19 protein-coding genes are annotated in these 20,578 nt (G+C 47.9%); 10 read left to right on the forward strand and 9 right to left on the reverse strand.

Going from position 1 to position 20,578, the window contains the following annotated elements:
• From CIK04_RS08415 to CIK04_RS08430, 4 genes are all read left to right on the forward strand, one after another.
• A partial coding sequence (locus tag CIK04_RS08415) for a 50S ribosomal protein L11 methyltransferase (RefSeq protein WP_176463305.1) occupies window positions 1-203 on the forward strand: 203 nt, incomplete at its 5' end.
• Window positions 204-342: 139 nt separating this feature from the next.
• A complete protein-coding gene (gene dusB, locus CIK04_RS08420; protein ID WP_011079218.1) occupies window positions 343-1,311 on the forward strand; it encodes a tRNA dihydrouridine synthase DusB in 969 nt (322 codons plus the stop codon).
• Between the two features lie 23 nt (window positions 1,312-1,334).
• Complete coding sequence (fis, locus tag CIK04_RS08425) at window positions 1,335-1,631, forward strand: DNA-binding transcriptional regulator Fis (protein WP_000462885.1); 297 nt, start codon at window positions 1,335-1,337, stop codon at window positions 1,629-1,631.
• A gap of 253 nt (window positions 1,632-1,884) precedes the next feature.
• Window positions 1,885-3,525 carry a methyl-accepting chemotaxis protein gene (locus CIK04_RS08430; RefSeq protein ID WP_176463306.1) on the forward strand — a complete coding sequence of 547 codons (1,641 nt, stop codon included), beginning with the start codon at window positions 1,885-1,887 and terminating at the stop codon, window positions 3,523-3,525.
• Window positions 3,526-3,584: 59 nt separating this feature from the next.
• Here the strand turns inward: CIK04_RS08430 and zntR are convergent, their stop codons facing one another.
• Window positions 3,585-3,983 (reverse strand): Zn(2+)-responsive transcriptional regulator, encoded by a 399-nt coding sequence (zntR, locus tag CIK04_RS08435; RefSeq protein ID WP_097353215.1) that lies wholly within the window; start codon window positions 3,981-3,983, stop codon window positions 3,585-3,587.
• 270 nt (window positions 3,984-4,253) lie between these two features.
• Between zntR and purH the strand changes: the two genes are divergently transcribed.
• Window positions 4,254-5,846, forward strand: a complete 1,593-nt coding sequence (gene purH / locus CIK04_RS08445; protein WP_017419777.1) for a bifunctional phosphoribosylaminoimidazolecarboxamide formyltransferase/IMP cyclohydrolase — start codon at window positions 4,254-4,256, stop codon at window positions 5,844-5,846.
• Window positions 5,847-5,903: 57 nt separating this feature from the next.
• A complete protein-coding gene (gene purD, locus CIK04_RS08450; RefSeq protein WP_026050343.1) occupies window positions 5,904-7,193 on the forward strand; it encodes a phosphoribosylamine--glycine ligase in 1,290 nt (429 codons plus the stop codon).
• Window positions 7,194-7,271: 78 nt separating this feature from the next.
• Here the strand turns inward: purD and CIK04_RS08455 are convergent, their stop codons facing one another.
• The gene (locus CIK04_RS08455) at window positions 7,272-7,964 is read right to left on the reverse strand and encodes a DUF1481 domain-containing protein (RefSeq protein ID WP_026050344.1); all 693 of its coding nucleotides are present in this window, start codon (window positions 7,962-7,964) and stop codon (window positions 7,272-7,274) included.
• Window positions 7,965-8,015: 51 nt separating this feature from the next.
• Window positions 8,016-8,288 carry a nucleoid-associated protein HU-alpha gene (gene hupA, locus CIK04_RS08460; protein WP_011079212.1) on the reverse strand — a complete coding sequence of 91 codons (273 nt, stop codon included), beginning with the start codon at window positions 8,286-8,288 and terminating at the stop codon, window positions 8,016-8,018.
• A 265-nt stretch (window positions 8,289-8,553) separates the two neighbouring features.
• Here hupA and CIK04_RS08465 point away from each other — a divergent pair, with 265 nt between their 5' ends.
• Window positions 8,554-9,642 carry a CNNM domain-containing protein gene (locus CIK04_RS08465; protein ID WP_039541728.1) on the forward strand — a complete coding sequence of 363 codons (1,089 nt, stop codon included), beginning with the start codon at window positions 8,554-8,556 and terminating at the stop codon, window positions 9,640-9,642.
• 53 nt (window positions 9,643-9,695) lie between these two features.
• Here CIK04_RS08465 and CIK04_RS08470 read toward each other — a convergent pair whose 3' ends face one another.
• Complete coding sequence (locus tag CIK04_RS08470; protein ID WP_097353216.1) at window positions 9,696-10,286, reverse strand: YjaG family protein; 591 nt, start codon at window positions 10,284-10,286, stop codon at window positions 9,696-9,698.
• Window positions 10,287-10,352: 66 nt separating this feature from the next.
• On the opposite strand from CIK04_RS08470, the gene CIK04_RS08475 reads away from it, so the two are divergent.
• Window positions 10,353-11,279 carry a D-2-hydroxyacid dehydrogenase gene (locus tag CIK04_RS08475; protein ID WP_045627676.1) on the forward strand — a complete coding sequence of 309 codons (927 nt, stop codon included), beginning with the start codon at window positions 10,353-10,355 and terminating at the stop codon, window positions 11,277-11,279.
• Between the two features lie 3 nt (window positions 11,280-11,282).
• Window positions 11,283-11,876, forward strand: coding sequence for a uracil-DNA glycosylase family protein (locus CIK04_RS08480; RefSeq protein ID WP_038939520.1), 594 nt, complete (start codon window positions 11,283-11,285; stop codon window positions 11,874-11,876).
• Window positions 11,877-11,991: 115 nt separating this feature from the next.
• Here CIK04_RS08480 and hemE read toward each other — a convergent pair whose 3' ends face one another.
• The 4 genes from hemE to nudC form a co-directional block, all read right to left on the reverse strand.
• Window positions 11,992-13,059, reverse strand: coding sequence for a uroporphyrinogen decarboxylase (hemE, locus tag CIK04_RS08485; protein ID WP_011079207.1), 1,068 nt, complete (start codon window positions 13,057-13,059; stop codon window positions 11,992-11,994).
• 314 nt (window positions 13,060-13,373) lie between these two features.
• Window positions 13,374-14,114 (reverse strand): hypothetical protein, encoded by a 741-nt coding sequence (locus CIK04_RS08490; RefSeq protein WP_039541738.1) that lies wholly within the window; start codon window positions 14,112-14,114, stop codon window positions 13,374-13,376.
• A gap of 4 nt (window positions 14,115-14,118) precedes the next feature.
• Window positions 14,119-14,604 carry a hypothetical protein gene (locus CIK04_RS08495; RefSeq protein ID WP_017420190.1) on the reverse strand — a complete coding sequence of 162 codons (486 nt, stop codon included), beginning with the start codon at window positions 14,602-14,604 and terminating at the stop codon, window positions 14,119-14,121.
• Between the two features lie 105 nt (window positions 14,605-14,709).
• Window positions 14,710-15,495 carry an NAD(+) diphosphatase gene (gene nudC / locus CIK04_RS08500; RefSeq protein ID WP_039544995.1) on the reverse strand — a complete coding sequence of 262 codons (786 nt, stop codon included), beginning with the start codon at window positions 15,493-15,495 and terminating at the stop codon, window positions 14,710-14,712.
• Window positions 15,496-15,689: 194 nt separating this feature from the next.
• Between nudC and CIK04_RS08505 the strand changes: the two genes are divergently transcribed.
• On the forward strand, window positions 15,690-16,184 hold the full coding sequence (locus CIK04_RS08505; protein WP_011079203.1) for an Rsd/AlgQ family anti-sigma factor: 495 nt from the start codon (window positions 15,690-15,692) through the stop codon (window positions 16,182-16,184).
• Window positions 16,185-16,325: 141 nt separating this feature from the next.
• Here CIK04_RS08505 and rpoC read toward each other — a convergent pair whose 3' ends face one another.
• Complete coding sequence (gene rpoC / locus CIK04_RS08510) at window positions 16,326-20,528, reverse strand: DNA-directed RNA polymerase subunit beta' (protein WP_017420188.1); 4,203 nt, start codon at window positions 20,526-20,528, stop codon at window positions 16,326-16,328.
• Window positions 20,529-20,578: the final 50 nt, after the last annotated feature.

Genomic DNA, 20,578 nt, shown 5'->3' on the forward strand with positions numbered 1-20,578 from the left:
TGGCAAACATTTTGGCGGCACCACTGCGTGAGCTTTCTTCAATCATCAAGGGCCTTGTCAAACCCAACGGTCAATTGGCGATGTCAGGTGTACTGGACACCCAAGCAGAAGACGTAGCCAACTATTACCGTGACGAGCTTCACATTGATCCGATCGTTGAGCAAAGTGAATGGTGTCGCATCTCTGGTCGCAAGCAAGGCTAGATAAGACTTTCAGGGTTAATTGTTTGAAATTCATACAAATTGCAAAAACAATTTGTCAATGCTCAAATATTAGTCTTTTCACGCAGAAAAAAAATGCGTAAAATGCGCGCCCTTGCTGGTATGAAGCTGTGACGACGTTTTGAAGATCGGAAATTATCAACTTAAGAACAAACTAATCGTAGCGCCGATGGCCGGAGTAACGGATAGACCGTTTCGAGAGTTGTGCCTTCGTTATGGTGCGGGAATGGCCGTCAGTGAAATGATGTCCTCTAATCCGCAACTATGGAAAACGTCGAAGTCAAAGCAACGCATGGTGCATGAAGGCGAATCGGGCATTCGCTCTGTACAAATCGCGGGCAGCGATCCACAGCTGATGGCAGATGCCGCGCAATTCAGTGTTGAAAATGGTGCGCAAATCATCGATATCAACATGGGTTGCCCAGCAAAAAAAGTGAATAAAAAGCTGGCGGGTTCCGCACTGCTCAAATACCCGGACATTATCGAACAGATTTTGAAAGCGGTGGTTGACGCAGTGGACGTTCCTGTAACGTTGAAAACCCGCACTGGCTGGGATACAGAAAACAAAAACTGTATTCACATCGCTAAATTAGCCGAAGACTGCGGCATACAAGCTCTTGCTCTGCATGGCAGAACCAAAGCCTGTATGTACAAAGGTGAGGCCGAATACGACAGCATTAAAGCCGTTAAACAGGCAGTTTCCATTCCGGTTATCGCAAACGGTGATATCGATAGCCCGGAAAAAGCCAAGTATGTACTGGAGTACACCGGCGCAGACGCTTTAATGATTGGACGCCCTGCCCAGGGTCGTCCTTGGATTTTCCAGGAAATCCATCACTATTTGGAAAACGGCACCACAATGCCTGAACTTCCGATTGAGGAAGTGAAAAGCATTATGCTCGGTCATGTTCAGGCTCTCCATGAGTTTTATGGTGAGTATTTAGGCCCTCGCATCGCGCGTAAGCACGTGGGTTGGTATCTAAAAGAACATGAGCAAGCGAGTGAGTTTCGCCGTACCTTCAACGCTATCGACGCAGCGATGCTGCAACTTGAAGCGCTCGAAGGTTATTTTGATAACGTTGCATCATAATTAAGAGAAGAGCTAGACCGAATATGTTCGAACAAAATCTGACTTCAGAAGCTTTAACAGTAACTACCGTAACATCACAAGATCAAATCACGCAAAAGCCACTACGTGATTCTGTTAAAGCGTCTCTTAAAAACTACTTGGCTCAACTAAACGGTCAAGAAGTGACTGAACTTTATGAATTAGTTCTAGCTGAAGTTGAACAGCCACTACTAGATACCATCATGCAGTACACTCGCGGTAACCAAACTCGCGCAGCAACTATGATGGGCATCAACCGCGGTACTCTTCGTAAGAAACTGAAAAAATACGGCATGAACTAATCCCTGATTAGTTTGATCGCTTTCAAACCGCCCGCTGGAGTTTTCCGCGGGCGGTTTTCTTTTATCGGTTCTTATGCCTTTTGCTGGGTGCTAGCACATTTCTCCTGTAACACCACTCAACCTTTACTTTAAAACCGTAATCACTTTCAAATCTCGCCTTTGGTCGCATATACGGTTCAGTTATCAATTTGTTACATTGAAAAAACAATAACAATCAACAAATGTATCCCCCAACCTTCAAGGAGTGATTGGTATGGTCGGTTCCAGCTTGCGCATCATTAACATCAAACAGCGGCTTTATGTACTCACCTTCGTGATTACATCACTATTGCTGCTTCCTTTTGTCGCTCTGCTTTATGCCTATCAAAGTGATTTGATGGAAGCCAAGCAGGTCAAAACACGCCATTTGGTCGAAGCAGCCGTGAGCTTGCAGCAGCACTATTATCAACAAGAACAAGCTGGGCACTTGTCGCGCGAAGAGGCGCAAACACAAGCCAAGGCGGCCATTAGCCAGCTGCGCTATGAAAAAGAAGATTACTTTTGGATTAACGATGATCAGCCCAATATGATCATGCACCCGATGAAACCGCAACTGAACGGCAAGAGTTTAAGCGCAGTGAAAGATCCGACGGGCAAGGCGCTGTTTGTTGACATGGTCTCGGTGGCGAAAACATCTGGGGCTGGCTTTGTCCATTACATGTGGCCAAAACCGGGTTCGGACGTTGATGTGGAAAAAGTCTCTTATGTGCAAATGTTCCAGCCATGGGGGTGGATTACCGGCAGCGGTGTCTATATCGATGATGTTGAAGCGCTGGTGTGGCAGCGTATTCGTGCTTCCCTTCTCCAATTGAGCCTGACTGCCGCTGTCATGCTGTTGCTAGCTGGATGGATAGGCAACAGCATTACCCAGCCATGTCGAGCGACACAGCGCGCTTTAGAGGATATTGCACAAGGTGATGGCGACCTGACCAAACAGCTACCTACCGACGGCCAAGATGAGTTAGCGCAAATCGCCCGTGCGTTTAACCAGTTCACCAGCAAGATCCGCCTCATCGTGCAAGGCATTGCCCCTGTCACACGTGATGTCACAGGATCTGCCTCTGAGCTGACCCAAGTAGCAAGAAATGCTCTCGAAAAAGCCACCGCCCAGCAACACTCGGTCGATTCCGTCGCCAGCGCAATGAGGCAGCTGCATGATAGCAATATGCAAGTGGCCGATTCAGCGCAAGAGGCAGCCAGTGCAGCGCAGAATGCCTCAAAGAAAGGCAAAGAAGGCAGTGCCATCATTGAAAAAGCCTCTGGCTACATGCATGCCTTGTCACACACCGTGACCCAAACAGAGCTCAATGTTCAAGAGTTAGCCAAGGAAACTCAAAAGGTAGGTACTGTGTTGGAGGTGATCCGCGGCGTGGCCGAGCAAACGAACTTATTGGCACTCAATGCAGCCATAGAAGCCGCCCGAGCCGGTGAGCAAGGCCGTGGCTTTGCGGTGGTCGCTGACGAAGTACGCACATTGGCTACGCGCACCAGCAGCAGTACCGATGAAATTCAACACATCATCGCGCAGTTGCAACAACGCGCCAATGATGTCTGTTTATCGATGGAGCAAACGCAGCGTCAATCCACCGAAACCCAGCAACAAGCCAGCTTGGCACAGCAATCCCTAAGTGACATCGATGCGCAAATTGCGGTCATTTTGCAGCTCAACCAGCACATTGCTCGTGCCAGTGGCGAGCAAACGTCCGCCACCGAGCTCATCAACCACAACCTTCTGCAAATTGTCGATCACAGTGAGCAGACGGCAGCACAAGCCAATCAAGTCGCTGCAGCGAGCGAGCAGTTGATGGCTAGCGGTAAGCAATTGCAAGTCAACTTTGCCGCGTTCAAGGTGTAACGCCAATAGAATGAGCAAGCTTACGAGCGGCTTAGGTCATCGATGGCCTAAGCCGTCTGTTATTCTAAAGCAGCAAGAATGGAGCAGTGGCTGGCATTGTCTTCCAGATGACCACAGCACGCGTCATTAATTTTTTTCAGTGCCCGACGAATTTTGTTTAATTCGGCAATTTTCTCATCGATGAGTGCCAACTTAGCAGAAGTGATCGCTTTCACCTCGGCGCAACTGTGTTCTGTTGCTTCGAGTTTGATCTCCAGTAGCTCTTTGATCTCTTCCAAACTCAAACCAAGTTCTTTGGCTTTTAAAATGAACCCCACCTGCTTCTGGTTTTCGTGATTGTAAAGACGGTAACCGGATTCACTGCGACCAGCTGGCTTGATCAGGGCATTTTTTTCATAAAAACGCAGTGTATCCGCGCTCACACCACAACGTTTCGCCAGTTCACCTATCTGAAACATAACTTTCCTTATTAACTATCTCGTTACTTTTTCTCTTAAAGTTCGAGTTTTTTGCAATTATTTTTGAGATGCCAAACGATTGCGCGAGCTTTTATGTAATAAATTGGTTAGAATACGCGCCATCAAATGAGGGAGACTGTCTTCTTACCAGAAAAGCGAGACAAAGGTCTTTTCCAAAACTGGCCAATATTTTACCCCAAGAGGTAAAAACAAGTTCATTTTTGGCAAATATCTTTAGTTTAACTCCGTGAATTTGAGGAAATTGGAAGCATGAACAACGCTCGTCCTATTCGCCGTGCGCTTATCAGCGTATCAGACAAAACCGGTATTGTTGAGTTTGCGCAAGCTCTTGCTGAGCGCGGTGTCGATATCTTATCGACTGGCGGTACTGCTCGTTTACTTGCAGAGCAAGGCATCGCAGTCACTGAAGTCTCTGACTACACTGGTTTCCCAGAAATGATGGATGGTCGCGTTAAAACGCTTCACCCGAAAGTTCACGGTGGTGTGCTCGGTCGTCGTGGCCAAGACGATGAGGTCATGGAAAAACACGGCATCAACCCGATCGACATGGTGGTGGTTAACCTCTACCCATTCGCAGAAACCGTCGCCAAAGAAGGCTGCACACTGGCTGACGCGGTTGAAAACATCGACATCGGTGGCCCAACCATGGTTCGCTCTGCGGCGAAAAACCATAAAGACGTGACTATCGTTGTCAACGCTTCAGACTACCATCGCGTCATCACAGAAATGGACGCAAACGACAAGTCCCTCACTCTAGAAACGCGCTTCGACCTCGCTATCGCAGCCTTTGAGCACACCGCCGCTTACGACGGCATGATCGCGAACTACTTCGGCACTATGGTTCCTTCATACGGAGAGAACAAAGAGGGTGATGAAGAGAGCAAATTCCCGCGCACTTTCAACCAGCAATTCATCAAAAAACAAGACATGCGCTACGGTGAGAACAGCCACCAAGCAGCGGCTTTCTATGTTGAAGCCAACCCACAAGAAGCATCGGTTGCTACCGCTCGCCAAATCCAAGGTAAAGCCCTCTCTTACAACAACATCGCAGACACTGACGCAGCACTTGAGTGCGTGAAAGAGTTTAATGAGCCAGCTTGTGTGATCGTCAAACATGCCAACCCATGTGGTGTAGCGCTAGGTAAAGACATCCTAGAGGCGTACAACCGCGCTTACCAAACCGACCCTACTTCTGCATTTGGTGGCATCATCGCTTTCAACCAAGAGCTAGACGCAGAAACGGCAACAGCGATCGTTGAGCGTCAATTTGTTGAAGTGATCATTGCCCCTTCTGTATCAGCTGAAGCGATGGAAGTGGTGGCAGCGAAGAAAAATGTTCGTCTGCTTGAGTGTGGCGAGTGGACAACGAAGACAACGGGCTTTGATGTGAAACGTGTGAACGGCGGCCTACTGGTTCAAGATCGCGACCAAGGCATGGTCAGCCTCGATGACCTTAAAGTCGTCTCTAAGCGCCAGCCAACGGAAGAGGAGCTCAAAGACGCGCTATTCTGCTGGAAAGTGGCGAAGTACGTAAAATCGAACGCGATTGTTTACTCTAAAGGTGACATGACCATTGGTGTGGGCGCAGGCCAAATGAGCCGCGTCTACTCAGCCAAGATTGCTGGCATTAAAGCGGCAGACGAAGGTCTACAAGTTGAAGGGTGTGTCATGGCCTCTGATGCCTTCTTCCCATTCCGTGACGGTATTGATGCAGCAGCAGAAGCTGGCATTAAATGTGTGATTCAGCCAGGCGGCTCGATGCGTGATGACGAAGTGATTGCCGCCGCAGATGAGCACGGTATGGCGATGATCTTTACGGGTATGCGCCACTTCCGCCACTAATTTTTATCAGAGGTGCCTTATAAGGCACCTCTTTTTGCAAGATTTGAGGATGATGAGATGAATGTATTAATAATTGGTTCCGGTGGTCGTGAACACGCACTAGGTTGGAAAGCCGCACAAAACCCCAATGTGGAGACAATCTTCGTCGCACCGGGGAACGCAGGTACCGCACTTGAGCCTAAGCTAGAAAACGTCAACATCGCCGTTGAAGACATTGCTGGTTTAGTGGCATTTGCTAAAGAGAAAGCCATTGAACTGACCATCGTCGGTCCTGAAGTGCCGCTCGTACTGGGGGTTGTTGATGCGTTTAGTGAAGCAGGCCTGCCAATTTTTGGCCCTACCCAAGCGGCTGCGCAACTTGAAGGCTCTAAAGCATTTACCAAAGACTTCCTTGCTCGCCATCAAATCCCTACTGCGGCGTACGCGAACTTTACGGACATCGAGCCAGCACTGGCCTATGTACGTGAACAAGGCGCGCCAATCGTGGTGAAAGCAGATGGCCTTGCAGCAGGTAAAGGCGTGATTGTCGCGATGACGCTAGAAGAAGCCGAAGAGGCTATCAAAGACATGCTCGCAGGCAACGCCTTTGGCGACGCAGGCAGCCGTGTGGTGATCGAAGAGTTCCTTGATGGCGAGGAAGCCAGCTTCATCGTAATGGTGGATGGCGAGAACGTGTTGCCGATGGCCACCAGCCAAGATCACAAACGTGTCGGCGACAAAGACACCGGTCCAAACACAGGCGGCATGGGCGCTTACTCACCAGCACCAGTGGTAACACCTGAGATCCATAACCGTGTTATGCAAGAGGTGATCTACCCTACCGTACGCGGCATGGCAGCCGAAGGTAACCCATACATGGGCTTCCTCTATGCCGGGTTGATGATTGACAAAGATGGCACACCAAAAGTCATCGAGTACAACTGCCGCTTTGGTGACCCAGAGACTCAACCTATCATGATGCGCATGGAATCGGATCTTGTGGAATTGTGCCTCGCGGCCATCGACAAGAAACTGGATCAAGTCGAGTCCAAGTGGGACCCTCGCGCATCGATCGGTATTGTGCTTGCAGCGGGTGGCTACCCAGCAGCGTACAACAAAGGTGATGTGATCTCTGGCCTACCTCAAGTTGAGATTGAAGGCGAGAAGGTCTTCCACGCTGGTACTGAAAATAAAGAGGGCGATATCGTCACAAACGGGGGGCGTGTTCTTTGTGCCACTGCACTGGGCAACAGCGTGTCAGAAGCGCAACAACGCGCGTACGAGCTAGCAAAACAGATCCGTTGGGATGGGATGTTCCACCGCAACGATATTGGCTACCGTGCTATCGCTCGCGAGCAACAAAAATAACAACAACATCAGTTGGCAAAGAAAACAAAAGGCGCATTTTGCGCCTTTTGTCTTTTCATTCATCTAACGGAGTAAGCCTTACTCTTCAAGCAACACGGGCTTTTCCACGCAGTCTCGATCGTCTTCATCTAATAACAGTAACGTCTCGACCTCCAAACGACGTGAAGATTTTTTGCCTAAAAATGCCACATAGCTGTCGACACTGGCCAATCGGTTAACCACAAATCCTGGGAGGGTCTGGTTAAACTCGAGTTTCGAATATTCTTCTCCACTACAGGTTTCAAACGTTTCCCCATCCCAATAGCCCTGTATCAACTCCAATCCCTCTCGAGATTGTTGTTTAGTCTCTTTAACCAATGCATCCGCTTCGTATTGGTAGCGCTGCAACTGCTCTTGTTGGATAGGAAGAACCTTCCCGTTAAGGCGATACTGTTGATAAACCGCATCCCCTTCAACATTAAATCGAACGTGGATTCGATAAGGTACTAAGCCTAACTTGCTATCAAGCTGCTCACCTTCTCGAATCAACTCTCGTAATGCGCCTTCATCCCAGCGATATTCGCTTTGGTACCAACCGTAATCTCCAGAAAAAACGTAGTCCGACGCTTTATGCGGCCCTGTCAATTTGTCCGTCACCCAATAGAAACTCGTCGCATCGCCCATCGTCTGGCCACCAGAGAAATGAGTGAATTGTTCAAGATTTGGTCTTGGTGCTGAAGAACAACCAGCAAGGATTAGGAGGGCAGTCAGGGAGAGAAGTCGTTTTTTCATGATGTCAGGCAATTAAAAAAGGCACCGGAGAAAATCTCCGGTGCAGAGCAATTAGTTTACTGATTCTTTCAGTGCTTTACCTGCTACGAATGCAGGAACATTTGCTGCAGCGATTTGGATCTCATCACCCGTTTTAGGGTTACGGCCAGTACGTGCTGCGCGGTGGTTTACTTTGAATGTACCAAAACCAATTAGTTGAACCTGGTCACCCTCTTTTAGTGCGTCAGTCACACCGTTAAGAGTAGCTTCAAGAGCAGCTTTCGCTTGTGCTTTAGATAGGTCTGCTTTCTCTGCGATAAAGTCGATTAATTGGGTCTTGTTCATTAGGTTTCCCTTCTCATAGGTTATCGAATTCGTTTCACTCTAAAGCATAAAGCCTATGTCTGGCAAAGGTTTGTCGTCAATCTTTCGCTTTAGTGCCTTACTTTTAACCGTTTTCTGAGTAATAACTCACAAATTGTTACCGAATAACCATACCCGAAGCTTGGTTTTCACTGCCGAAGCACCTATTTACAAGGAGTCTACGACCATTAGATAATGCACTTTGTCTCAGTGTAGACGTGAACTCGTGACTTCTTCAAGGGCAACTATGCTACTGCTTACTTTCTATATTTCGATTGCTATTGGTATTTCTTTCATCTGTTCTGTGCTGGAGGCGGTACTACTGAGCATCAGTCCAAGCTATATTGCTCAACTCAGACAACAAGGCCATCCTGCGGCTGAACCGCTGACGAAACTCAAAGCGGACATTGATCGCCCGTTGGCTTCTATCCTCACATTAAACACCATAGCACATACCATCGGTGCGGCAACGGCAGGTGCGCAAGCGGCTGTTGTTTTTGGTAGCGAATGGTTGGGGGTATTCTCTGGCGTCCTAACGCTCGGCATTCTTGTGCTTTCGGAAATCGTCCCTAAGACCATTGGTGCCACTTACTGGCGACAACTGGCGCCATCCGCCGCCACTACCTTGCGCTGGATGGTTTGGGCCCTAACACCCTTTGTTTGGTTCTCAGAGCAAATCACCAAGCGTTTAGCACGCAATCAAGAACTACCCAAAATGCGCGATGAACTATCAGCGATGGCGATCTTAGCACGCGAAAGCGGCGAGTTTGCAGAGGGCGAGTCTAAAATTCTGAGTAACTTGCTCGGCATTCAAGATGTACCGGTAACGCAGGTGATGACACCTCGACCTGTGGTTTTTCGAGTGGATGCCACCACCACCATTAACGAGTTTCTCGCTGAGCACAAAGAGACACCTTTCTCTCGCCCACTGGTTTACAGCGAGCAGAAAGACAACATCATTGGTTTTGTCCACCGCTTAGAGCTATTCAAACTGCAGCAATCTGGGGCCGGAGAGAAACAACTGGGTTCCGTGATGCGCCCTATTCACGTCATCATGAACACACTTGCTTTGCCTAAAGCGTTTGATCAAATGATGGCAAAACGCTTACAACTTTCTATCGTGGTTGATGAGTATGGCACCGTGCTCGGCCTCGTCACCTTAGAAGATATTTTTGAATATCTACTCGGGGAAGAGATCATCGACGAAGCTGATAAGAGCCAAGACATGCAAGAGCTGGCTTACCAACGTTGGGAACGCTGGAAAAGCAAGCACGGCATGATTGAAAGCCGCGACGACGATGAAGATGAAGGAAGTAACGACAAAACGAAGTCGTAGCTTGCTCAAGTGTTAAAACAACAAAAGGCTCCATTGGAGCCTTTTGCTTATCATTACAACAGTGTGATGCCCAAGTTGCTGATCGGGTCATCCCTCAACTCTTGGCGTAAATCTTTAATCAAGTCGATATCACGCTCTTGTGCTTCACGTAAAGGACGGAAAATCGCCCACTGCACATCCCATTCAGCACAAACCGCTTCGTTCGCTTTCTGGTTTTCATTGGTGATCGCGTCACTGCCTTGAGCTTGCTCTAAATCCACCACTGTTTGCACCGATTGCTGACTGATCTTAATCATCGAGTCGAACAGATAGTCGCGATCAAGCAAACCGTGCAGTAAGGTGGAGAGAGATTGGCACGCATCCATGGCAGGATAAACCGCATAAAGATCGAACTCTTCCGCGCTAGGGAAGAGCTCTTCCAACTTCTCAAGTTGACGCTCAAAATTCACCTTAGCGTTTTTCACCGTGAGAATTTCCCATACACTGTCTAAAATGTTGCGATAACCTCTTGGTTCCGCGAAACCAGTGCTATCACAAAACATGGCGTAGTTTGGGTACATACGTTCACACAAACACGTCATGAAGGTTATTTGTTGCCAAGGTTCCAGTTTTTCTAAACGGACCTGTAGGGGATTCTGTAGCATAATCACTCAATCATTGCGGAAAAAGACAGCGGAAGTGTACTTGATTCGCCACAGGGAAAAAAGTTAATGCATCAGTCAAAACACAAGATTTTCATTGTTACCGAAGACAACGAGACCTATCGCCAACTGCTTGCTGATCACGCGTTACCTGATTTAGCGCTCACTGAGGACATCGAGCAAGCCAATATCATCCTCGCGGCGCCACCTCACATTGCACCACGCTTGTCTGAGTGCCACCAGCTCGAATGGCTACAATCGACTTACGCTGGCGTGAACGCGCTCATGCAACCTGAGTTACGACGAGATTACAAGCTAACCAATGTCCGTGGGATTTTTGGCCCCTTGATCGCGGAATACGTCATCGGCTACGCCATTCAACACTATCGCCACTTTGCCCGCTATGCCGAGCAACAACAGCAACGTCTCTGGCAACCGCATCCCTACTCTTCCCTAGAGGGCAAAACGATCACCATCTTAGGCACAGGGAGCATAGGTAATCACCTAGCGCTTGCCTGCTCGGCGATGGGGTTACACACTATTGGCGTCAATCGTACAGGCATTCCGCCAAACGGTAGCCATTTTCAGCAAACCTATCACATCAATGAGCTAGCAGCGGCCTTGAAGCAAGCACACATCGTGGTCAACACCCTGCCTAGCACAGAACACACTCACCACTTGTTGAACCAAGCGAGCCTAAGCCACTGTCGTCATGCTCTGCTATTTAATGTTGGACGTGGGGATGTCATTGACAATGCGGCACTACTTTTGGCGATTAAAAATCACTGGGTTGAACATGCGTTCTTGGATGTATTTGAACAAGAACCCCTCGTCACGGATCATCCATTTTGGGGGCTCAAACAAATCACTATCACGCCGCATATTGCCGCGCTGAGCTTTCCTGAGAAAGTGATGGCACTGTTTGCAGAAAATTACCATCGTTGGCTTGAAGGGTACCCGCTCAACCATCAAGTCAGCTTCACCAAAGGGTATTGATGCATGCCGCTTGAGCCGCTGTTAACTCAAATCCGGGCTTGCCAAGTGTGTGCCTCCGCCTTGCCGCTCGGTGCTAACCCTGTTGTTCAAGCTCACTCAGAGGCGAAGATTTTGATCATTGGACAAGCGCCAGGGACCAAAGTCCACCACACATCCATTCCGTGGAATGATGCCAGTGGCAATCGCTTAAGAGCGTGGTTAGACATTGAAAAGCAGACTTTTTATGACCCAAAACAGATCGCCATCATGCCGATGGGATTTTGCTATCCCGGACAAGGGCAATCTGGCGATCTTCCGCCACGAAAAGAGTGCGCACCGCTGTGGCATGAGGCCTTACTGAAACACTTACCCAATATCGAACTGACACTGTTGATTGGTCAATATGCACAAAACCGTTATCTATCGAACAAACCAAAAACACTGACTGAAACGGTACAAAATTGGCAAGCTTGGCTACCCGATTACCTGCCACTTCCTCACCCCTCGCCTAGGAACACACTGTGGTTGAGAAAGAATCCTTGGTTTGAAGAACAAACCGTGCCCTACCTTCGCCAACAAGTACATCAGCGACTCTCCCTAAGCAAAGTTGAGCGCTAAAAAGCATTGGGATCATGGCAACCCAAAAGCACCTTTCGCTGTACACCGCTGAGGCAGAAGCGAAAAACAAAAACCAGCCGAAGCTGGTTTTTTAATTGCTAACAGAGAGTGCTTTTTATTGGTGGTATGGCTTAGAAAGCTCGTGAACCGCCTCAACAAAGACACCCGCGTTTTCTGGTGGAACGTCAAGATGAATACCGTGACCCAAGTTGAACACGTGTCCAGTACCACCATGGCCAAATCCTTCTAGGATAGAGGCCACTTCTTCACGAATGCGATCGTGAGAAGCGTAGAGCATCGATGGATCCATATTGCCTTGCAGGGCCACTTTGTCACCGACACGCGCTTTCGCGTCTGCAATGTTGATGGTCCAATCAAGGCCAACAGCATCGCAACCCGTCGCCGCAATCTGCTCTAGCCACATGCCACCATTCTTGGTAAAGAGCGTCACAGGTACGCGGCGGCCATCGTTTTCACGAATCAGACCATCCACAATCTTATGCATGTATTGCAGTGAGAAGAGGTTGTAGTCTCGTGGCGTCAGTACGCCCCCCCAAGTATCAAATACCATTACTGATTGCGCACCCGCTTTAATTTGTGCGTTTAGGTATTCGATAACGCTGTCTGCTAGCTTATCGAGAAGTAGGTGCAGAGTTTGTGGTTCTGCGTACATCATTTTCTTGATCTTAGTGAAGGCTTTTGAGCTGCCGCCTTCAACCATGTAAGTGGCGAGCGTCCACGGGCTACCAGAAAAACCAATCAGCGGTACGTCACCGTTCAAGTCTTTGCGGATTTGACGCACAGCGTTCATGACATATTGCAGCTCACCTTCTGGATCCGGCACGCCGATTTTTTCGACGTCTGCTTTGCATGTGATTGGGTTATCGAAGATCGGGCCTTCGCCTGTTGAGAAGCGCAGACCTAATCCCATCGCATCTGGGATAGTCAGGATATCAGAGAACAGAATGGCAGCATCCAGCGGAAAGCGGCGAAGTGGCTGAAGAGTCACTTCAGACGCGAGCTCTGCATTTTTACACAAAGACATGAAATCGCCCGCTTGAGCACGCGTTGCTTTGTATTCTGGTAGGTAACGACCTGCCTGACGCATCATCCATACCGGTGTGCAATCTACAGGCTCTTTCAGTAATGCACGCAGATAACGATCATTTTTTAATTCAGTCATTCCGTAATTCCAGTTGTTAGGCTTTTTTATAAGAGCGCCATTCTAACACTGATTTAGCACAAAATACCGCCTGCTTTGCGCCCTGGATCAAGTTATTAACTTTTAAATCAATGCTTAGTTTGCACCCAACAAATAACAGTGTTAAAAATTTGTTCGCTAGCGAAAACTATAATTACAAACTGAGCACTCAGTGTTCAGCATCTCATAACGACATCTTACTTACCCCCTCCCTCTCGGAGGGTTTTTTTTATTTATTTTTCAACAAATTAAAAGACCACCAATCTGGTGGCCTTTCACATTTAAGTTGCATCTAATCAAGATTCACACACTTGTTTGATGATGCCTTTTACATAGCCTTTGCTGACATAAGTCGGACAAAGAGCCGCTCGAACCGATTTGGATTCGATAACATAATTTTCAAAATTTGCCAAAGCCGTCCCGACACAAACGGTGGTTGCCACTTCTTTTGCCAAGGCAAAATTCGCATTTTTCGGGCGTTCTAAAGTGTACAGCAGCGCATTCGCTACTTTTTCATCCGCACAGTATTGAGATGATTGCTTCACCGCAGAAGCAAAAAATGGCACTGATAGAGACTTAGATACGTTCTGGTAAACTTTAACCCCTTCAGCAAAGCTCAACTCCGCTTGAGGCGATAAGGTTGCAAGCAGATTGCCATAATTCTCCACACAGCTTTCGGCAGAGTAACGCACGCACGGTTGCGCCGCTTTGACCAACTGTTCAGAGAAAGTTTGCGTGAAAGCGTCTGACTGACTCAAAAATGGATACACCTGTAGCACTTCTTGTCCAAGGTAAATCGCTTTGTCGCTATTTCCCGCTTGGATAGACTGAGTAAAAGACCCCAGTGCTGCTTGCTCCACCAACGCCTTCCACTGAGTGTCACGCTGTGATGGGCGAATATCGTTCGCATGTGCCAATAATTCTTGCCAACTTTGCGAAGCTTGCAGCGCCTTCAAATCTTCCAGACTGTAAGCGTCGCTCGCACTGGCTGAAAAACTTAATGACATGGCTAAGAGAGAGAGAATGGTCTTCTTCATGTCATTAGTTCCAAGCTTGCTTGATGTACTTCAAAGTCGAAGAATCATACGCGGCATTTGGATTCAACGAAACATTCAGCACTTTGCCACCATCAGCTAATGCGAATGAGGACTTGCGAGCTTTAATTGACTCCTGACCGGCAAATTGGATCTTCTCTACTTTTTGGAACTCTGCTTTGTATAATTCGGCATGTTCAGTCGTAGTGCAAAGCTTCACCATATCGTCATAGATGTAGTTGATCAGACCACCAAGCCAACCAGTGGTTTTTACCGGATCCAATCTTTCTTCTGCAAAATTGTAGCCATCCCAAGCACTCCAATCGATATTGGCCTGCAGCGTTTGGTTTCCGCATGCACTTTGCACCTTCGCCATATTTTCCGTCATGGTTTTTTCAGTCAGCATCCGCTTCGCTTTGACCTCAATGCTGGCATTTGCAGTTCCTGACAATGTCAGAATGACTAAGGCACCTAACCAATAACTTGCTTTCATAATTCATACTCCATTATTTATAAGATTATCATTACAGAATAACATCCCGATTAGAGTATCAATAAAAGTGTCTCAAAAATGATTAAGCGCTGTTATTTTATACAGTTACGAGTCAGATCCCATATTAAGCAACGTTTGTTCTATTAACGCTCTAGCTATCGTGCCTGTTGGTGCGACGGGGGGCAAATTGTCACTGGCGAACCATTTAGCATCCGCTAACTCGCTGTAGTCTGGTTTCAACTCTCCGGCGTGGTAATCCGCCAAAAAGGCCATCATCATACTGGAAGGAAAGGCCCATGGTTGACTACCAAAGTAACGAATGTTGGTCACTTCAATGCCGGTTTCTTCTTTCACCTCTCGAGCGACGCACTGTTCCAATGTTTCACCAACCTCTACAAAACCAGCGATCACGGTATACATACCATTGCGGTGTCTGGGGTGCTGTGCCAACAAAATACGCTGCTGCTTTCGCACCGCAACAATAATACATGGGAAAATTCTCGGGTAATGCAAGGTCCGGCATTCCCCACACTGCATCGCGAGTTGGTTGTGATTAAGGTGATTGCGTCCACCACACTGAGGACAAAAACGCATTGTTTGCGTCATATGGCCATATTGAATGGCTTTGCTCATGAGCAAAAAGAGAGGCTCAGGAAAATGCAAACACTCACGCAGCGAGTGCATTTCTAAACTCTGCTCGACATCTGCTTCGTTGAGCCACATGACGGGATGATGGTTATAGCTGCCGATTTGCTGCGCCTTTTCTGCCACTAAGTTGAGCTCATTGCTTGTCGCAAGGGGAAGTTGCCCATCCACCAGCCAAAGGTCACTGCCCGACACAACGCACCAATATGCTTTCTGGCCATGCTTGCTGTCACTATTCGATAACATTCCTATTCCTCATCGCTTGCAGTTGATTCATTTTACTGGCAATCTAATTTCATACCAGAATTTGTAGACGATGTCGTTTCAAGCTATAAATTCTAGGAAGGACAAGAGTTTGTATCCGGTTGGTCAATTTGCCAAGGTACTGGCTTCACTATGCAAAGGAAACGATCACGGTTTCGTGATGAGCTCATGAGGGCATGGTCATGCTAAAAAAATTCAAACAAACACAAGAACAATGGGGTGGCTCTAGTGAAGTCATTGACCATTGGTTAGAAACTCGCCAATCGTTGATTGTCGAATATTGTAAGCTTGCTGCACTGCAGCCCTGTTCAACCAAATCCAACGTTTTAGAACTTCCCTCTCCCCACGAATTACAGCAATTCTGTCAGCACTTAGTCGACTATATTTCTGAAGGCCACTTTAAGATTTATGACATGGTCATGGATAAATGGCGCGCCACAGGTTTTGAAGCCACGACAGAGATTAATGAAACCTACGCAAAAATCGTACTCACGACCGAACCTTTGCTCAGTTTCACAGATATGTACGCAAGTGTGGGTGAAGATGATCCTCTTGAAAGCTTCGAACCCGATCTCTCGAAGGTTGGCGAGATCATTGAATTACGCTTTGAGGTCGAAGATCACTTGATTCAACTGATTGCCGATAGCCTTTCCGTCCCACCGGGCGCTTAGCTATCCATCACGCCTCCGATTTCACTTGCCTCGATGAACCCGCTGTATGCGGGTTTATTTTGTGGCTAGACAAGCGATATGATAGCAATAGATAAACAAAAGGCACCTCGAAAGGTGCCTTTTTTATGCTTCAATCAGCGATTACTCGTCTGAAGAGAAACCTGCGTTCAGTAGCGCCGCTAGGTTATCCGTTGCTTGCGCAGCAGATGGACCTTCTTGCTCTTGAGCACGTTTCGCCTGACGATCTTGGTGGTAGGCAAAACCTGTACCAGCTGGGATCAGACGACCTACAATCACGTTCTCTTTCAGGCCACGTAGATCATCACGTTTACCAGAAACGGCTGCTTCTGTTAGTACGCGAGTCGTTTCCTGGAACGATGCTGCAGAGATGAACGATTCAGTTGCAAGAGACGCTTTAGTGATACCTAGTAGCTCACGTTCGAAGCGAGCTGGCTCTTTGCCTTCTGCTTCTAGATTACGGTTAGCAATCTTCACTTGTGAGTATTCTACTGTCTCACCTGGTAGGAACTCAGAGTCACCAGCATGAGTAATAGTACACTTACGTAGCATCTGACGAACGATAGTCTCAATGTGCTTATCGTTAATCTTAACGCCTTGCAGACGGTAAACTTCCTGAACCTCGTTTGCGATGTACTGGGTCACTGCGTGGATACCACGTAGACGCAGGATATCGTGTGGAGCTTCTGGACCATCAGCAATTACGTCACCACGTTCAACGCGCTCACCTTCGAACACGTTCAACTGACGATGCTTAGGAATCATCTCTTCGTATGTCTCACCACCCTCACGAGTGATAATCAGACGACGCTTACCTTTGGTCTCTTTACCGAAGCTTACAGTACCAGTGTGTTCTGCAAGGATAGCTGGCTCTTTCGGCTTACGAGCTTCAAATAGGTCAGCTACGCGTGGTAGACCACCGGTGATGTCTTTGTTACCGCCCGATTTCTGAGGAATACGAGCTAGAGTGTCACCAATGCCTACTTCAGCGCCATCTTCGATGTTCACGATCGCTTTACCAGGTAGGAAGTATTGAGCTGGCATATCTGTACCAGGGATCATTACATCGTTACCTGCCGCATCAACAAGTTTGATAGCTGGACGCATATCTTTACCTGCTGCTGGGCGAGCCGCGGCATCCGTCACTTCGCTTGAAGATAGACCAGTTAGATCGTCTGTTTGACGAGAAACAGTTACACCATCAATCATGTCAACGAATTGAACACGACCTGCCACTTCAGTGATGATTGGCATGGTGTGCGCTTCCCAGTTTGCTACTGTTTCACCAGCAGTTACTGCGTCGCCATCTGCCTTGCTCAGTGAAGAACCGTAAGGCAGTTTGTGTTTCTCTTTGGTACGACCGAATTCATCAATGATAGTCAGCTCAGAAGCACGAGAAGTGATTACTAGCTTGCCATCTTTATTGATAACGAATTTCGCGTTGTTCAGCTTAACAGAACCGTTGTTCTTAACTTGAACGCTGTTTTCTGCTGCTGCTGTCGATGCCGCACCACCGATGTGGAACGTACGCATCGTTAGCTGTGTACCAGGTTCACCGATAGACTGAGCAGCAATTACACCCACTGCTTCACCTTGGTTCACTAGGTGACCACGTGCTAGGTCACGACCGTAACACTGTGCACAACAACCGAAGTCAGAGTCACACGTTACAACAGAACGTACGGTGATCTTGTCAACTGAGTTGTCATTGATGATCTGACACCATTTCTCATCCAATAGCGTGTTACGCGGGATAAGAATTTCTTCAGTACCAGGCTTAACGATGTCTTCAGCAACCACACGACCTAGCGCAAGCTCAGTCAATGCTACTTTAACGTCACCACCCTCGATATGAGGCATCATTTCGACGCCTTCTAGCGTGCCACAGTCGTGTTCTGTTACAACCACGTCTTGTGCAACGTCTACTAGACGACGAGTTAGGTAACCCGAGTTCGCTGTTTTCAGTGCCGTATCCGCAAGACCCTTACGAGCACCGTGCGTTGAGATAAAGTACTGAAGTACGTTTAGACCTTCTTTAAAGTTTGCAGTGATCGGCGTTTCGATGATTGAACCATCTGGACGCGCCATCAGACCACGCATACCCGCTAGCTGACGAATCTGAGCTGCAGAACCACGAGCACCTGAGTCCGCCATCATGTAGATGCTGTTGAAAGACTCTTGCTGTTCTTCTTCACCGTCACGGTTGATGACCGTTTCAGAAGAAAGGTTCTCCATCATCGCTTTCGCTACGCGATCGTTGGTCGATGCCCAAATATCGATCACTTTGTTGTAACGTTCGCCAGCAGTTACAAGACCAGACTGGTATTGTTCCTGGATTTCACGTACTTCTTCTTCCGCTTCTGCGATTTCCGTGTACTTCGCTGGTGGTACAACCATGTCGTCGATACCAACAGACACGCCAGAAAGTGCAGCGTAAGCAAAACCGGTGTACATGATTTGGTCAGCGAAGATTACTGTGTCTTTCAGACCTAGCTTACGGTATGCCTCGTTAAGTAGGTTAGAAATCTGCTTCTTACCTAGCTTTTGGTTAACGATGCTGAACGGTAGGCCTTTCGGTACGATTTGCCACAACATAGCACGGCCGATAGTGGTGTCCACCATCTTAGTTTCTGTTGTGCTGTGACCATCTTCATCAACCACTGTCTCAGTGATACGAACTTTAACGCGCGCGTGCAGTGCTGCAGTCTTAGTGCGGTATGCTTTTTCAGCTTCAGCAGGACCTGCTAGGTACATGCCTTCGCCTTTCGCGTTGATCATTTCACGAGTCATGTAGTACAGACCCAATACAACGTCCTGAGAAGGTACGATGATCGGATCACCTGACGCTGGCGACAGAATGTTGTTTGTCGACATCATCAGAGTACGAGCTTCAAGCTGTGCCTCTAGTGTTAGAGGTACGTGAACCGCCATTTGGTCACCATCGAAGTCCGCGTTGTATGCCGCACACACAAGTGGGTGTAGCTGAATCGCTTTACCTTCGATCAGTACTGGTTCGAATGCCTGAATACCAAGACGGTGAAGTGTCGGTGCACGGTTCAATAGTACTGGGTGTTCACGGATTACTTCGTCTAGGATATCCCAAACAACCGCTTCTTCACGCTCTACCATCTTCTTAGCCGCTTTGATTGTCGTCGCTAGGCCACGAGTCTCAAGCTTGCTGTAGATGAATGGTTTGAACAGCTCAAGTGCCATCTTCTTCGGAAGACCACACTGGTGCAGACGAAGGTATGGACCTACTGTGATTACAGAACGGCCAGAGTAGTCTACACGTTTACCTAGAAGGTTCTGACGGAAACGACCTTGTTTACCCTTGATCATATCAGCAAGAGATTTCAAAGGACGCTTGTTCGAACCTGTGATCGCACGACCACGACGACCGTTATCCAGTAGCGCATCAACAGACTCTTGCAGCATACGTTTTTCGTTACGTACGATGATGTCCGGAGCAGCTAGCTCTAGAAGACGCTTCAAACGGTTGTTACGGTTGATCACACGACGGTATAGGTCGTTCAGATCTGAAGTCGCAAAGCGACCGCCATCTAGTGGTACTAGAGGACGTAGATCTGGCGGAAGAACTGGAAGTACAGTTAGGATCATCCACTCAGGGTTGTTGCCTGAAGAGATAAACGCTTCAACCAGTTTCAAACGCTTAGTCAGTTTCTTACGCTTAGTTTCAGAGTTAGTGGTATCTAGCTCTTCGCGCATCTGCTCAACTTCAGCGTGCAGATCCATTGAACCTAGTAGGTCCTTGATCGCTTCTGCACCCATTTTCGCAGTGAACTCGTCGCCCCACTCTTCTAGACGATCCAGATACTCTTCTTCAGTCAGCATCTGAGATTTTTCTAGATCCGTCATACCAGGTTCAGTAACTACGTACATTTCGAAGTAAAGAACACGCTCGATATCACGTAGAGGGATATCCATCAGTAGACCGATACGAGACGGTAGCGATTTTAGGAACCAGATGTGAGCAACTGGAGAAGCCAGTTCGATGTGGCCCATACGGTCACGACGAACTTTAGTCTGAGTAACTTCTACACCACATTTCTCACAGATCACACCACGGTGCTTCAGGCGCTTGTATTTACCACAAAGACACTCGTAGTCTTTTACTGGGCCAAAGATACGCGCACAGAATAGACCATCGCGTTCAGGTTTGAACGTACGATAGTTGATCGTTTCAGGTTTTTTAACTTCACCAAAAGACCATGAACGAATCATGTCTGGTGAAGACAGACCGATTTTGATTGCATCAAATTCTTCGGTCTTATGCTGTGCTTTCAGAAAGTTTAATAAGTCTTTCACAATCAGCTCCTGTAAGGAGTTAAAAGCAGCCAGCCGTGTGAAACTGGCTG

The organism is Vibrio sp. 03_296 (genome assembly GCF_002265885.1).